Below are 15,478 nucleotides of genomic sequence, written 5' to 3'. Positions count from 1 at the left end.
TCCCATCCCCCTCGATACCATCAGCAGGTATACATTCGCATTACTTGTTGTGGCAGGTCAGACAGAGGTAGCTGCCGGCGTTGGTGGTGCGGAGGAACGGCACGTAGCCCGGATCATGCACCGCATGGCAGCTGGCGCACTCGAGGCTGGAAGTACCACGGCCGGAGTTGAAGAGCGGGAGGTTGGTCGTGGTAAGCCCGCCGATGGCCTTGCCGCCGTTCTGGGAGGTGCCGATGGCGCCGCCGAAGTTGACGATGTTGAAGTTGACCGGATGGTCGTTCTGCAGGTTGGTGCCCAGGTTGGCCGTGGAGGTGATCTGATCAGCGGCAGGGGTCATGGTCGGAATCACTTTGCCGTTGTCGAGCGGCAGGTTGTGGATCCGGCCGGCAACGAGGCCGCCATCGTGGCAGCTCATGCAGTAGAGAGAGACGCTGTTGGTGGTGAAGCCCTGGCTCGCCTTTAGGGCGCCGTACTGGTTCTTCATGTTCCCCGAGGAGTAGAGGAGGAAGGAGCCGCTCGCGGCGGAACGGTTCCAGAGGGGGTAGCCGTTCTGGATCGCGTTATGCGGGGTGTGGCAGAACACGCAGATCTGATTGGTGGAGGTACCCACGCCAGAACTCTTGAAGGTGGCGGTGCTGCCGCTGCTCAGGTCATGCTTCGAGTTCTTGATGGTTGCTGCGCTTGCTACGGTTGCAGCGGCCATGAGACTGACGACCGCCACGAGGGCTAATACTTTTTTCATCGGTGTTACTCCTTTCTGTTGGTGTCGGTCTTAAAAAGACCTTTGTAATTGCTCCGAGCATTAATGGTTTCTTTGCAAGCCCAGGGGATAGCTATCCCGCACTTACTGCATACCATGACGACTAACTTAGCAAATCGCATGCCAGCTTGAATCTCACCATGTAACACGGAATACGAAAGGAGTTTGTGCAAATATGAAGCCAGCTTTACCAATAACAATTAACACTCTGAAATATCTCGAAACTGCTCCTGCTCGACTGACCCTAACCGATAGATGCAACCGTCAATACCCCACCCTATCGGTTAAATAACTGCACTTCCATGCCACTCATTCCACCCTCTCATCCGTTGAAATGTCCGGTCATAGTCCGCCATATGCCGGGAAATGGCGGACAAAAAGGGGCACTGCTGCCACCATGCTACTTCGGCGGGACGTACCCGGGAATGGGGTTGGCCTGCAGGTAGCGGTCGGAGATGTACTGGAAGACCTGAAACCGCTTGTTCAACTGGTCGACGATGTAGATGGTGTCGTTCTTGTCGATGTCGATACTCTGGGGGAGCATGAATCCACCCGGAGCGTATTTGCCCGTATTGAGCGAGGAGTAAAGCCCGCCGACGAGGAGCAGGAAGTCGCCGTTGCTGTTGAAGATGAGCATCTTGTGCCCCTTCCCCTCACTCACGTAGATGTTATCGTCCGAATCGACCGCGACCCCCTTCATGATCTGGAAGTCGGAGGGGCCATCACCCCGGCGACCGAATTTGCGGAGAAACTTCCCGTCCCCGTCGAATATCTGGATCCGGGCGTTCATGGAATCGGCCACGACGATCTCCCCCTTGCTGTTGACCGCAACCGCAACCGGATAATTGAAATAGCCGTCCGCATCCCCCCCCGCTCCGAAGGAGGTGAGGTAGGTGCCGTCGGGGGCGAATGCCACGATCTTGTGCCCCCGGGTGTCGACAACGAGCAGCCGTTTGCGCACCTTGTCGAAAGCCATGCCGGTGGCCCGTTCCAGACGGTCCTTGGTGGTAATGGTGCGCAGCGGTTTCTCGTTCCGGTCGAAAACCTGAATTATCCCCTGTTCCGTATCGCTGACGTAGACGTTCATTTCGTCATCCACGGCCAGTCCGACGGGAGAGCGGAACTGCCCCACCGCCTCCTCACCTCCGAGCATGTGGACATTGTTGTTGACCATGTCATACACAAAGACAAGGGCGATGGCCGGGTCGGTGACATACACCTTTCCTTCGCCGTTCGACTTGATATCGAGCGGCTTGCTGAAGGGAATCGGCTCCTCCTCGCCCGCTATGGCGGAGATGAACTGCCTGAATCCCGACTTGGGGAAATCGAGCTGGCTGCTGTATGCCTTCTTCCACTCGATGCGCGGACGATCGGGGAGCTGTGGCCAGTAATAGTGCCTGACCTCCTGCTGCTCGGCCGCGCATCCTGCTAAGAGGCCGAGACCGAAGACCAGACCGGCGAGTTTAACCAGTGCTCTTGTTGCGTTTTTCATACCGTACCTCTTCTTTGTGCTGGGTTAATTCCGCTGTAATCGACAAAATTCTTATTTATTGTGGCACATCTGGCAGAGGAGCAAGCGGTCCTCCGCATTGTTCGTGAAGAAATACCGGACGTCGCCGCTGTGGGGATTATGGCAGGAAATGCACGACATCTCCCTGCCAGATGACGGCCTGGACGGATCGATCTTCCACTTCAGCGGGTGACCGGCGCCAGCCGTGGTGCGGACCACATGGTACCCCTTCCCCACATCCTCGTGGCAGGAAAGGCAGAGCTCGTTGATCGGCATGAGGAGCTGGGCGGGATACGGCGAGCCGTGGGAATCGTGGCAGACCTCGCACAGTCCCGCTGCGATGGGGCCATGGAGGTACTTGCGCTTGGTGAATTCATCTCCCTTGTCGGCGTGGCATTCGTTGCACAACACCGCGTCGCGCTTGACAACGGCGTACTTGGACTTTCCGTCACCCACGTGGCAGTAGGCACAGGAATAGGTTCCTGCCGGACCGTGCACGAAGGTGTAACTCATCATCTTCTTGTGGCAGCCGAAACAGGGATTCCCCTTCTCCGGACTGCTGGCAAGTTGAGCAGGGGTCGGATTCATGGGGTGACAGGGGGCGCAGAGCTTTTCGTTTTCCGGCACGTGGAGTCGATTGGGACTGTACTCGGGGGCGACGGGACCCGTCCCTCCCGGGTTGTACCATACATCGTTCATCGCGGTTTCAATCCGCTTGTCGCCGCTGAACGCTTCTACGGCAACGTCATTCTTCCCCTTGTCCCAGACCGCCTGGAGAATGAGAAAATCCTGAAACGCCTTCCGGTATTCCGGCGTGCCGATCGGCAGGAGCCCGCTCGCCTCGCCGTTCACGGTGACCCGGACGCCGGTGATGGCGGGGTTATTCAGCTTCAGGACGAGATAGTCCGCCCGCTTCACCCAGCTTTTGGGAGCAGGATAGACGAAGGTAATGGCGGCGTGGGCTGCAACCACCCCTGAAGTCAGCAGGATGACAATGGTCGGAACGAGCTTGCGGAACATCTTGCCTCCGTGGATACACCAGAAAATGAGTGCTAAAAGCCGGCAGGGAATATCCCTGCCGGCGAACAACGACCGCTACGGATTGATGACGGGCCTGACCCGGTCATAGGATTTGGGTTTGTGACAACCGACGACACAGGTCCCCCCCGTGGAGGTGCCGGTGAAAAACATGGGGATATCCCATTTCCCGAACCCGGGGATGTTTTTCTTGAGGAGGCGCCCTTGGGCTGCGTTGTGTGGCTCATGGCAGGTCTTGCAGGTACGCCCCTTGTCGGGCTTGTTGACGTGCAGCTCGTGGAGGTTGCGGTCCCCGTTCCGGAATCCGGTGAGGGTATCGGTCCGCTTGTCCTTGGCCAGATCCCGGTTGTGGCAATCGAAGCAGAACGAGTAGTGGGCGGGGTTGTAGGGCATGTAATACAGGTCGGGATTGTCGCGCTTGAGCATATGCCGGTACGGCGAGCCATGCACCAGGTGGCAGCCGAGACAGTCGCCGGTCGCCACTGGCCCGTGCACCGACTTCCCCTTGGCGATAGCGCTATCGTGGCAGTCGAAGCAGAGTTTGGAACCGGGCTTTCTGACCATCATCTTGTTATCGGACTGGTGGGGATCATGGCAGGCAAGACAGTCACCCTGCACGACAGGTGCATGGCCGTATTTGAACTGGAATTTGTTCTCGTGGCACATGAAGCAGAAATCGGCGCCGGTTCCCTTCAGCAGTTTGCGGTTGGGGGACTTGTGCACTTCGTGGCACGCCTGGCATTCGCCACTCGCCACCGGCCCATGGACGAACTTCTTGGCGGCAAGATTATCATGACACATGTAGCAGAGCTTTTCCCCCTTTTCCTGAAGGGTCACCGACCCTTTCTCGGAAGGATGCATCTTCCCTTGCACCATCTGGTGGCATGAAACGCACTCCCCATCGCCGACCGGCTTGTGCACCACGCTGTCGCGCACGATGGCGGGGTGACAGCCGAGACATCTGAGCTCGGAGGCCGCCTCACTTTCCCCCGACGGAGCGACAAACGCCAGCATCGCGCCGAGCAGGGCAGGAACAGACAGCCGCTTCCATGCACTCATTCTCACTCTCCCGAACAGCCGTAGTGTAAGCTTCTGCTACCGTCCGCCGTAACTGTGCAGCCCCGAAAGGAACAGGTTGACGCCGAGATAACAGAAGATGGTGGCGGCAAAGCCGACAATGGACAGGATCGCCGCTCGTCTCCCGACCCACCCGCGGGTAATGCGGGCATGGAGGAAGGCTGCGTAGATGAACCAGACGATAAGCGACCACGTTTCCTTCGGGTCCCAGCTCCAGTAGGTGCCCCAGGCGTAATTGGCCCAGGCGGCGCCGGTTATGATGCCGAGGGTCAGTAGCGGGAAGCCGATCATGATCGCCTTGTAGTTCAGGTCGTCCAGTATTTTGATGGAAGGGAACATGGCGATGACACCCCCTGCCTGGGAGTTTCCGTCGGTCGTCTCCTGCTTCTCCTTGATCAGGTACATGATGGAGATGCCGCAGGCGACCGCGAACGCCGCATAGCCGAGGAAGCAGGTGATGACATGGTAGAGCAGCCAGTTGCTCTGGAGGGCCGGCACGAGAGGCTCGATCCCGCTGTTCATGCCGAGCTGCGCCCACGCCATGCCAAGGAGGGCAAAGGGGACGACAAAGGCACCCACCACCCGGTACTTGTATTTCAGGTCGAGAAACCCGAAGATCAGAATGATGGTCCAGGAGAAGAAGACCACCGATTCGTAGAGGTTGGAAAGAGGCGCATGGCCATGCCCCATGGCGTAGGACTCCTGCCAGCGAAGGCCGATGGCGACCGTCTGGACGATGAATCCGAAGAAGGCGATGCCGCTGCCGGCAAGACCGAGATTTTTGTTCCTGCTGGCCAGGAAGGCAAAGAAGGCAACGGTGGACGCCAGATAGGCGAAGGTGGTGACATTGAACAACAGCGAACTGGACATCGGTGTATCCTCCGAAGGGTTACAGTTTAGTGAGTTTATCCACGAGGGCATCGAACTGGAGCTGGAAGCCGGCCGGATTTTTGCTGGCGCTCCCCCCCATTACCACATGACCATTGGCGATCCGTATCCAGACCCGCTTGTGGGACATGAAAAACGCCATGCAGATGCCGATTACCATGAGGGCACAGCCCAGCCAGACGACCCAGACGCCGGGGTCCTTGGCCACCTGGAGACCGGTGTAGAACTTCTGGTCCGAGCCATCGTAGGAGAAGATCGTGTCCCCGCCCCGCTGTTCATCCAGTTCCGGATAGTTGCGCATGACGATGAAAGCCTGGGGTGCCCCGCTGCCGGTAGCCACCTCGATGCGGGCCGCCGGCCCGGAAAACTGCGGGATGAAATTGCGCACCTCGTCCGTCGACTCCAGTACCTGCATGGTGCCACCGCCGGGAAGCGGGACCTTGTCCCCCTGGCGGGCCGTCAGCTTGACCGGTGCTCCCCCCTTACGGCTGCGGACGGTGAAGTAGAAGGTACCTCCCTCGCTGGCGGAGCCGTAACTGGACTGGTAGAAGGTAATCCCCTTGTAGGTGAGGGGACTGTTGACGATAGTCGGAATGTTGATATAACCGGGAACCGGCTGGCCATTCTCCAGCACGGTCAGGATGCTCTTGAACTCCTTGGGAGCACCGGTGTCATAGAAGGAAACCGAGAATTTCTCGCACTTGAGGGCAAACCCGAGGGGGATGGTCTTTCCCGAGCGGCTCGTCAAGCTGTCCACGCTCTGCCCCTCCACGATGGTGACGAACCCCTTGTAGCCGAAGTAGGAACCGATGATGGCGCCAATGAAAATGATGATGATGCTGAAGTGGACCACGTACACCCCCAGCCGGCTGTACGGGGTTTTCTGGGCGAAGAGGTGGCAGGTTCCGTCAATTTCCGTTACGACCGGTTTCGCAAACTCGCTCGTGAGGAAGGAAACCATCTTCTCCCTGAGGGTGGCGCTCTCCCCCTTCATCTTGACATCATGGGTCAGGGAAAGGGATTTCTCGAAGGCTTCGTCCATCACCAGAGTCGGCTCGGAGACGATCTTCCAGACCCGCGGCAGACGCTTGATGGAACAGGCGATCAGGTTGACCGTCAGCAGGTAGAGGAGCAGGATGAACCACCAGGAATGGTACATGTCGAAGAAGCCGAGCTTGTCGTACAGCTGCAGCTTGGTCTGGCTCAAGGAGTGGATATACTCCTCGGGGATGTTGGGGACCTGGGGGATGACCGTCCCGATAATCGAGGTCACCGCCAGCAGGATGAGGAGCGAAATCGAGAGTTTGAGGGCGCAGAAAAAATCCCAGAGGGCTTGCAGAAAACCGCGGTCTTTGGTAGTCAAGGTGTTCTCCTGAACAGATAATAGATGTGATGCTGTGCTACATCAACGTGCGATTATATGCAAAACGGCGCAAAAAGGATAATTTAATTTTACTAATTTTATTTATGGCTAAGAAAAAGGGATAACAAGAACCCTGTTACCCCTTTTCCGTTGTTTCTGAGAGCCTGGAACGGTTACTTCTTGTGGCACTCACCACACTTGGTCGGGCCGGCCTTCTTCTCCTCGTGGCAGCCTTTGCAGAGCTTGTGAGCGGCGTCCTTGCCAAAACCCTCGATTTTACCGGGGCCTTTTTCGTGGCACACCTTGCAATCCTTCAGCGTCTCCTGGTGCTTCTTGTGGTTGAAGGTCACGTTGCCGTTCTTGGCCGGCAGATTGATGGTGTCGGCAGCCATGGCGGCCACTGCACAGATGAGCGTAAGCGCCATCGCAGCAAAAATCTTTTTCATCGAATTTCACCTCCTTCGTCTGTAATGTAAATCGCGGCAAAACTAATACACAACACTACCGTTGTCAAGCAAAAATATCCCCGTGACGCCCCTCCCAGTGCATGTTAGCACGGGTTAACCATGCTCTCCGGCACCTGTCTATTCCGGTATCCGGGAAAGAGAGAGGCGACTTCAATTTCGCCGACGACTATCGGGAGGCTTGCAGGGCCTGGTCCTTCGCTTCCACTTCCAGCGCCATCTTTTCCCGATGACTGACGAGAGCGGCGGCCAGGCCGGCATCGTGAAGCGCCAGCATCTGAATGGCAAACAGGGCGGCGTTCTTCGCCCCCGCCTTGCCGATGGCCATGGTCGCCACCGGTATCCCCGCCGGCATCTGCACCATGGCATAGAGGGCATCCACCCCGTTGAGCGATCCACCGCCGATGGGGACACCGATTATGGGCAGGGTGGTTTCCGCCGCGATGACGCCTGCCAGATGTGCCGCCATACCGGCGCCGGCAATTATGACCCTGATCCCCCGCCCGGCCGCACCTGCTGCAAGTGCCGCTGTCTTGCGGGGACAGCGGTGGGCCGACGATATCCGCATCTCGTAGGAAACGCCGAATTCTGCCAGGACCTTTGCCCCTTCTTCCATGATCGGCAGATCGGAATCGCTCCCCATGACGATGAGTACCTGTGGATTTTCCATTTATACACTCCTTTTATAAGGCCGGGACTCGTGATCCGGGACTCGGGACTCGTAAAACCAACACCGATATTCCGGGGTTCGGGAAGCGTAATCCGTTACCGTTAAATGGTCACTTATTCAGATGTTGTTGTTATGAGCCCCGGATCCCAGGTCCCGGTTTAAGTTTTTACGAGTACCGAGTCCCGGATCACGAGTCCCGTCGAGTTTACGGTTCCCGAGTCCCGGCTTTACGAGTCCCGGCCTAACGCCTTACTCCCGATATCCCTGCGATAGTGCACCCCGTCCCAGCTGATGGCGGCGACACCTTGATAGGCGCGATCGATCGCTTCCCGCACCGTTCCCCCCAATGCAGTGACACCGAGGACCCGACCGCCGCTGGTAACCGTTTCTTCTCCCCTGAGCGCCGTGCCGGCGTGGAACACCACCACATCCGGGATATTCGCCGCCGCGTCCAACCCCAGGATGGCATCCCCTTTGCGATACTCCCCCGGATACCCGCCACTCGCCATCACAACACATACCGCTGCCTGGTCGTGCCATTCGATCGCAACCCGGCTGATGTCCCCCTCCGCAACTGCCAGAAGGATCGGCACGATATCCGATTTCATCCGCATCAGGAGCGGCTGGCATTCCGGGTCGCCGAACCGGGCGTTGAATTCCAGGGTCTTCACCTGGTCACCGTCGATCATCAGGCCGGCGTAGAGGACCCCGCGATAGGGGCGCCCCTCTGCCGCCATACCGTCCACGGTGCGGCGCATGACTTCAGCCATTGCCTTCTCGTGAATGGCCGGTGTCACTACCGGCGCCGGCGAATAGGCACCCATGCCACCAGTGTTGGGGCCGGTATCCCCGTCGAAGACCGCCTTGTGGTCCTGGGCGCTCGCCAGGGGGATGATGTTCTTCCCGTCGGTGAAGGCAAGGAACGACGCTTCTTCACCCTTCAGGAACTCCTCGACCACCACGCGGGAACCGGCCTCGCCGAAGGCATTCCCCGACAGCATGTCGGTGACCGCCTCGACCGCTTCGTCCCTGGTCTGGGCGATGATAACACCCTTGCCCGCAGCCAGTCCGTCGGCCTTGATGACGATGGGGACGCCGAGCCTGTCAATGAAGGCGATCGCAGGCTCAACCTCGGTGAATACTTCATAGGCGGCGGTGGGGACATGGTATTTTTTCATCAGGTCCTTGGAAAAGGCCTTGCTCGCCTCGATCAGCGCCGCATTGCGCCGGGCGCCGAATATCTTCAGACCGTACTCCTCGAACAGGTCCACGATCCCGAGGGAGAGGGGGAGTTCCGGACCGACGACCGTCAGGTCGATATTTTCCTTGCGGGCGAAGGCCAGAAGCTGCGGTAGGTCGTCCACCCCGATGGCGACATTTTCCGCCAGCTGGCCGATACCGGGGTTCCCTGGCGCGCAGTAGACTTTCTCCACCAGGGGGGATTGGGCTATTTTCCAGACTAGGGCATGCTCCCGCCCGCCGCCGCCGATTACCAGAATTTTCATATCATCTCCCTACCTTTCTTTACTTTTACGCTATGCCCGGCTATTCGTCCGGCAATAACCGGGTGTGTCGGCATCGAGGACAACCTACGTCCCATCGGGTGTTCCCAGGTAACGAGCAACCAACTTCCGGTACTCGGGGAGGCTTCTCAGACGCGCCAGGTCAGGATCAGTCGACAGGTTGGCCCAGTCCCGATACCCCTGTTGCAGGGCCGCCTCCAGGTGAGCGAGGGCTGCCGCCAGTTGTTCAGCCAACGCCTCGACGCAAGCCATATCGTATTCCGCATCGGCGTCGACCTCCCCCACCCTCGCCAGTTCACCGTAATAACGTCGGGCTTCTGCGAACTGGTGCTGTTTCAGGCTGAGGTTGAGCAGGGCAGCCAACGCCTTTCCATACCTCGGCTGCAGTTGCAGGGCCGTCATATACTCTTGGGCAGCCTTTTCGGGCATGTCGGCAAGGTGGTAGTTGTTCCCCAGGTTATAATGGCCCGGGGCGTTGTTCGGGTAACTCCTGACCAGCCGTTCCAGATACTCCCGGGACCGCGACAGGTCTCCCCGGTCCATCAGGAGAATGCCGAGATTGTTGAGGATGGTCGGATCGTCGGAGTCGGCAGCTATTCCCCTCTCGTAGGCCGCCAGGGCCTCATCAAGCCGGCCGGCACGCTGCAGGATTTCGCCGACGCCACTCCACGCCTCGGCATTGTTCGGATCGATAGCCAGTGCCCGGCGGAAAACTGCCATTGCCTCATTAGACTTGCCGTTACGGAGCAGGGCCTGCGCCAGCCCGTTCCAGGAGCCGGGCTTTTCGGGGGTTTTGGCCGCCGAGTCTTCCCAGAGGGTGAGGGAATTCCGCCAGACCCCGGCCCGCTGCCAGGAGAGGAACGACATACTGACAAGAACAAGGCAGCAGCCGACCAGGAGAGCCTTTCGCCCCACCTCCCCCACACGTGTCGACAGCCCGGCAACTCCCAGTCCCACCAGAGCTCCTGCTCCGAGGAGGGGGAAATAGAGGTAGCGGTCATTCATGAGCGTTACGAGCGGCACGACCTGGGAAACGGGCACCAGCCCGAGAAAAAACAGGGCATACCAGAAAAAAGCTCGCCGGTGACGACGGTAGAGATAGATTCCTCCGGTCGCCAGAATCACCAGAAATCCAACCGCCAGAAAGACCGTCATATCCACACTGGTGCGTATCTGCGGATTGTAGATGGCACTCAGATCGGCGGGCCAGACCAGCAACAGCAGGTAGTGCCCCAGTACCGGCAGCATGGTAAAGAGTGTTGCCAAAGGAGTACCGCCGGGGTAGCCGGCACGTCCTCCACCGGACCGCAAGGCCGGATCCTGGCTGACGAGCGCGAGCACCGCCACGGCAACCGCTGCCACCAAGTAGGGGATCTTGTCGAACCAGCCCCGTTGCTGGCCGCTCTTGAAACAGCACCGATCGTAGATCACCAGGAGGGGCGGCAGGATGACGGCGATCGACTTGGCCAACAGCGCCAGGACAAAGGCTCCGAGCGACCATCCATAGGCAGGCCGCCCACCCGCCGGCTCCCGTTCCCGGTAGACCGCATACCCATACAGGGATACCAGAAAAAAGACCATCGCCAGCAGGTTCTTCCGCTGGGAGACCCAGGCAACCGACTCCACCTGGACCGGATGGCAGAGGAAAACGAAGGCAGCCAGTATGGCCACCAGCTTGCTGCCGTGCAACCGCAACAGTAACAAATAAAAGACGACCCCGCTGGTCAGGTGGCAGACGATGTTGGTCAGCAGAAAGCCTGCCGGCCGCAGTCCCCAGAGGGTATAATCCAGCATGTAGGAAAGCATCTGCACCGGCGCATAATTGCCGACGTAGAAATGGCTGAAAGCGTCCCGTAGATGGGGCCAGGAGAAACCCCGCACCGTCTCGTTTTCCGTTACGTAGAGGTTGTCGTCCCAGTTGATGAGGAATTCGTGCCCCAGAATCCGGCCATAGATGGCAAATGTAACCGCCACCAGGAGAAGGACCGGCGGCAAATGGTCACGTAAACGGGTTTTCAGGCCGGGTGCCCCTTCAGCAGTACCGCGCATCGTCTGACGTATCGCCGTCAGTGCCGGAAATGACGCATGGCCGTAAAGACCATGGCGATATTGTGCTCGTCGGCGGCGGCGATGACCTCCGCGTCCCGCATGCTCCCCCCCGGCTGGATGACCGCAGTGATCCCCGCAGCCGCCGCATTGTCCAGACCGTCCCGGAACGGGAAGAAGGCGTCGGAGGCCATAACCGCTCCCGTTACCTCAAGCCCCGCATTCTCCGCCTTGATGGCGGCAATGCGTGCCGAGTTGACCCGGCTCATCTGACCGGCCCCGACGCCGATGGTCATCCCGTCCCTGCCGTAGACGATGGCGTTGGACTTGACGAATTTGGCCACCCGCCAGGTGAAGAGGAGGTCGATCATCTCCTTCTCCGTTGGCTGCCGTTTGGTCACTACCTTCAGGTCGCTGTACAGGGAAAGATCGGTATCCTGGACCAGGAGGCCACCGTTGACCCGCTTCATGTCGAGACGCTGTCCCGGCTCGGTCGACCATTGGCCGCACTCCAGGAGCCGTACATTCTTCTTGGCCGCCACGATCTCGCTGGCCGCGGCGGAAACCTTCGGTGCAATGATCACCTCCACGAACTGGCGCTCCACGATGGCCCGGGCCGTCGCCTCGTCCAGTTCGCCGTTGAAGGCGATGATCCCCCCAAAGGCCGATTCGGGATCGGTCTTGTGGGCGCGGTCATAGGCCTCCAGGAGCGTCGCACCGATGGCCACCCCGCAAGGGTTGGCATGCTTGACGATAACGCAGGCCGGCCCTTCGCTGAACTGCTTGACGCATTCCAAAGCAGCATCGGTATCGCCAATGTTGTTGTAGGAAAGCTCCTTCCCCTGCAACTGGCGGGCAGTGGCCACCGAGGCCTCCTTCACATCACGTTCCACGTAAAAGGCAGCAGACTGGTGGGGGTTCTCGCCGTAGCGCATTCCCTGGGCCTTTCTGAACTGGAAGGTGAGGGTCGGCGGGAACGCTGCATCCTCTTCGCCGAGCTTTTTCCCCAGCCAGTTGGAGATGGCCCCGTCGTAGGCGGCGGTATGCTGGTAGACCTTCACTGCCAGACGGAAGTTGGTTGCCGGCGCCATCGCGCCACCGGAGCTTTTCATCTCGTCCAGCACCAGACCGTAGTCGTTGTGGTCCACGATTACGGTCACGTCGGCATTATTCTTGGCTGCCGAGCGGAGCATGGTCGGGCCGCCGATGTCGATGTTCTCGATGGCATCCTCCAGGGTGCAGCCGAGCTTGGCAACCGTCGCCTCGAAGGGGTAGAGGTTCACCACCACCATGTCGATCGGCTCGATGCCATGGGCCTTCATGGTCGCCACATGCTCCGGGTTGCCCCGCATGCCGAGGAGACCGCCGTGGACCTTGGGATGGAGGGTCTTCACCCGGCCGTCCAGCATCTCGGGGAAACCGGTGAACTCGGAGACATCCTTAACCGCCAGCCCCGCCTCCCGGAGCAGCTTGGCGGTACCGCCAGTGGAGAGGATCTCCACGCCGAAGGAAGACAACTCCCGGGAAAAGTCGACGATGCCGGTCTTGTCGGAAACACTGATGAGCGCGCGGGTGATTGTTGCCATTTGGTTATCTCCTTACATGAAAAAAATCTCTGAACCGCCAAGACGAAAAGACCGCAAAGTTTTAAAATGATTCGACGCCGTCTTTGCGAGCTTCGCGCCTTAGCGGTTCAATGGTTGAAGTTTGTTGCCGTTTTTCCGAAAATCACGCTGTGGGGAAATTCATCTGTTCAAGAAAGTGCTTCTCGAAGGCAGGGGTGCCGGAAAGGGGGATGACCCGGATGGACTCCGCCAGGCGTGCCACCCGGTCGAAACCGTCGGGGACGCAGATGGCATGCTCCACCCCCCGGAGGGCACCCTCCCGGACAAAGCAGGCAATTTTTACCATGTTTTCGGTGAAAATTCCAAGGTTTTTTAGGCAGCGGGGGGAGAGTTCAGCGCCGAAGGAACCGGTCAGAATCACCTCTTCCACGGCATCGCACCGTATACCGGCCCGCTCGCAGAGCACCTCCACGCCGGCCCGGATGGCCCCCTTGGCAAGCTGCACCTGGCGGATATCCTCCTGGGAGAGGTAGACCGTGGTCCGTGCATCCCGGTAGAGGATGAAGGCGGACTGGCCGGCAACTTTTTCCACCCGGTTGGCCAGGTTGGAAGGGATCTCCGCAGGGTTGAGGAGCCGGCCGGTGGGGTCAATGACACCCGCCTGCAGAAGTCCGGCAATGGTCTCGATCACTCCGGAGCCGCAGATTCCCGCCGGGGTGCCGCCACCGATGACGGACAACTCCAGCCGGTCGCCGACGATCGCCACCCGGTGGATGGCACCCGCCAGGGCTGCCATGCCGCAGGCCAGGTCCCCCCCCTCGAAAGCGGGACCGGCGGCCGCCGACGTGGCGAATATCTTCTCTCCCACCTGGAGCGCAAGTTCGCCGTTGGTCCCCAGGTCGAGGGAAAGGCGGAGGCCGGAAACTCGGGACCCGGGACCCGGGACCCGGGGACCAGCCAATTCAACACCGAAAAGGAAGGCCACCAGGTCGCCACCGACGAAACCGCCCGGGAGGGGAAAGACCATCACCGGCAGCGTCACGTCCCATCCGAGATCCCTGGTCGTGATCGCCTGGCCTGAGGTAAAGAGCGGTCGGTAGGGGGGGAAGGCGAGAGATTCCACCGGCAGGCCGAGGAGAAGATGCTCCATGGCCGGATTGCCGGCGATGGCAATCCCCACCAGGTCAGGGAGGTCAGCGCCGGCCTCGGCGAGCAGTTTCTCGACCATATTTGCCAGTGTCCCGTTAACGATGGCGGTCATCTTCTGCCGGTTGGCGGCTGAAGCGTGGGCAACCTCAAGACGGGCAATCACGTCGGCGCCGTAGACCCGCTGGGGGTTGAGGCCGCCGGTCATGGCAAGCCGCTCGCCGGTTACCGGATCCAGAAGTGAGGCGGCGATGGTGGTAGTGCCGAGGTCAATGGCGATGGCGAGGCGACGCCTAGGCGATGACAAGTGGGGAGTCTCCAAGGGAAAGCACGTCGCCGATGGCGACGGCAAAGCAGCCCCGTTCGGTGGCCATTGCCAGGAAACGTTCGGCGGCCGCAGGGTCCAGGGCAATGAGGAGTCCCCCCGAGGTCTGGGGATCGAACAGCGGCAGGAGTTCATCCCCTGTGCCCCCCTCCCCCGTCACCATCCCCCCGTAATGGTCACGGTTACGGTAACAGCCGGCAGGTACGAGTCCGTCGGCCATAAGTTCCGCTACGCCGGCCATGACCGGCACCTGCCGGCGCTCCAGCCGGAGGGTGACACCAGCGCCACGGGCCATTTCGGCGGCATGGCCGATGAGGCCGAAACCGGTCACGTCGGTGGCGGCGCTCGCCCCGCATTCCTGCATGATCTCCGCCGCGACGGCGTTGAGCGTCGTCATCCACCGGACCGCCTCGACCGCTACATCTGCCGGGGCCAGGTCCGCCTTGATGGCGGTGGTGACGATGCCGGTCCCCAGGGGCTTGGTGAGGATGAGTCGGTCGCCGGGGCGGGCCGTGGAGTTGCGCACGATCCGGTCCGGATCGATGGTACCGGTGACGGACAGGCCGTACTTGAGCTCGTCGTCCTCCACCGTATGCCCTCCCACGAGACAGACCCCCGCCTCCCGCATCGCCGCCTGGCCACCGGACAGGATATCCCCGAGGACATGGAGTGGCAGGGAGCAGGCGGGGAAAAAGGCAAGATTCATGGCGGTCACCGGCCTCCCCCCCATGGCATAGACATCGGACAGCGCGTTGGCCGCGGCGATCCTGCCGAAGGTGAACGGGTCGTCCACCAGGGGGGTGATGATGTCGGCGGTCTCCACCAGGGCGAGCCTCTCCCCCAACCGGTAGACCCCGGCGTCGTCGGCAGTCTCCATCCCAACCAGCAGGGCCGGATCGACTGACCGTTCCACCTCCCGCAAAGCGTCTTCCAGACCCGCCGGGCCCAGTTTAGCCGCTCAACCGGCCGCTTTCACCATGGCGGTGAGTTTGATCTTGTTTCTTGTCATATATGTGCATTCCTTCTCGTGCTCAAAAATGTCCAGATGCTAGGCGCGCAAGGCCGAGGAGTGAGGCGTAGTACCCAAACATCGGGCATAAACA

Annotated in this window: 13 protein-coding genes; all 13 read right to left on the bottom strand. The window is 60.1% G+C overall.

What is annotated here, in order from left to right:
• Positions 1-40 precede the first annotated feature (40 nt).
• On the bottom strand, positions 41-742 hold the full coding sequence (locus LDN04_RS08305; protein ID WP_223908795.1) for a cytochrome c3 family protein: 702 nt from the start codon (positions 740-742) through the stop codon (positions 41-43).
• A 418-nt stretch (positions 743-1,160) separates the two neighbouring features.
• Positions 1,161-2,252 (bottom strand): 6-bladed beta-propeller, encoded by a 1,092-nt coding sequence (locus LDN04_RS08300; protein WP_223908793.1) that lies wholly within the window; start codon positions 2,250-2,252, stop codon positions 1,161-1,163.
• Between the two features lie 51 nt (positions 2,253-2,303).
• Positions 2,304-3,290 carry a cytochrome c3 family protein gene (locus LDN04_RS08295; protein WP_223908792.1) on the bottom strand — a complete coding sequence of 329 codons (987 nt, stop codon included), beginning with the start codon at positions 3,288-3,290 and terminating at the stop codon, positions 2,304-2,306.
• Positions 3,291-3,365: 75 nt separating this feature from the next.
• A complete protein-coding gene (locus LDN04_RS08290; protein ID WP_223908790.1) occupies positions 3,366-4,367 on the bottom strand; it encodes a cytochrome c3 family protein in 1,002 nt (333 codons plus the stop codon).
• A 36-nt stretch (positions 4,368-4,403) separates the two neighbouring features.
• The gene (gene ccsB, locus LDN04_RS08285) at positions 4,404-5,255 is read right to left on the bottom strand and encodes a c-type cytochrome biogenesis protein CcsB (protein WP_223908789.1); all 852 of its coding nucleotides are present in this window, start codon (positions 5,253-5,255) and stop codon (positions 4,404-4,406) included.
• 19 nt (positions 5,256-5,274) lie between these two features.
• The gene (locus tag LDN04_RS08280) at positions 5,275-6,636 is read right to left on the bottom strand and encodes a cytochrome c biogenesis protein ResB (protein ID WP_223908788.1); all 1,362 of its coding nucleotides are present in this window, start codon (positions 6,634-6,636) and stop codon (positions 5,275-5,277) included.
• A gap of 173 nt (positions 6,637-6,809) precedes the next feature.
• The gene (locus LDN04_RS08275) at positions 6,810-7,082 is read right to left on the bottom strand and encodes a cytochrome c7 (RefSeq protein ID WP_223908787.1); all 273 of its coding nucleotides are present in this window, start codon (positions 7,080-7,082) and stop codon (positions 6,810-6,812) included.
• 187 nt (positions 7,083-7,269) lie between these two features.
• Positions 7,270-7,770: a 5-(carboxyamino)imidazole ribonucleotide mutase gene (gene purE, locus LDN04_RS08270; protein ID WP_223908786.1), complete on the bottom strand. Its 501-nt coding sequence runs from the start codon at positions 7,768-7,770 to the stop codon at positions 7,270-7,272.
• Positions 7,771-7,997: 227 nt separating this feature from the next.
• On the bottom strand, positions 7,998-9,275 hold the full coding sequence (gene purD, locus LDN04_RS08265) for a phosphoribosylamine--glycine ligase (RefSeq protein ID WP_223908784.1): 1,278 nt from the start codon (positions 9,273-9,275) through the stop codon (positions 7,998-8,000).
• Positions 9,276-9,359: 84 nt separating this feature from the next.
• Positions 9,360-11,342: a tetratricopeptide repeat protein gene (locus LDN04_RS08260; RefSeq protein WP_223908782.1), complete on the bottom strand. Its 1,983-nt coding sequence runs from the start codon at positions 11,340-11,342 to the stop codon at positions 9,360-9,362.
• A 17-nt stretch (positions 11,343-11,359) separates the two neighbouring features.
• Positions 11,360-12,925, bottom strand: a complete 1,566-nt coding sequence (purH, locus tag LDN04_RS08255; RefSeq protein WP_223908780.1) for a bifunctional phosphoribosylaminoimidazolecarboxamide formyltransferase/IMP cyclohydrolase — start codon at positions 12,923-12,925, stop codon at positions 11,360-11,362.
• A gap of 142 nt (positions 12,926-13,067) precedes the next feature.
• A complete protein-coding gene (locus LDN04_RS08250; RefSeq protein ID WP_223908778.1) occupies positions 13,068-14,357 on the bottom strand; it encodes an ASKHA domain-containing protein in 1,290 nt (429 codons plus the stop codon).
• Positions 14,344-15,384, bottom strand: coding sequence for a selenide, water dikinase SelD (gene selD, locus LDN04_RS08245; protein WP_223908776.1), 1,041 nt, complete (start codon positions 15,382-15,384; stop codon positions 14,344-14,346). Before selD ends, LDN04_RS08250 begins: the two co-directional genes overlap by 14 nt.
• Positions 15,385-15,478: the final 94 nt, after the last annotated feature.

Source organism: Geobacter sp. AOG1 (assembly GCF_019972315.1).
Classification (GTDB): domain Bacteria; phylum Desulfobacterota; class Desulfuromonadia; order Geobacterales; family Geobacteraceae; genus Geomobilimonas.
Note: the sequence above shows the minus strand (reverse complement) of the source record. Positions and strands in the feature narration are given on the sequence as shown.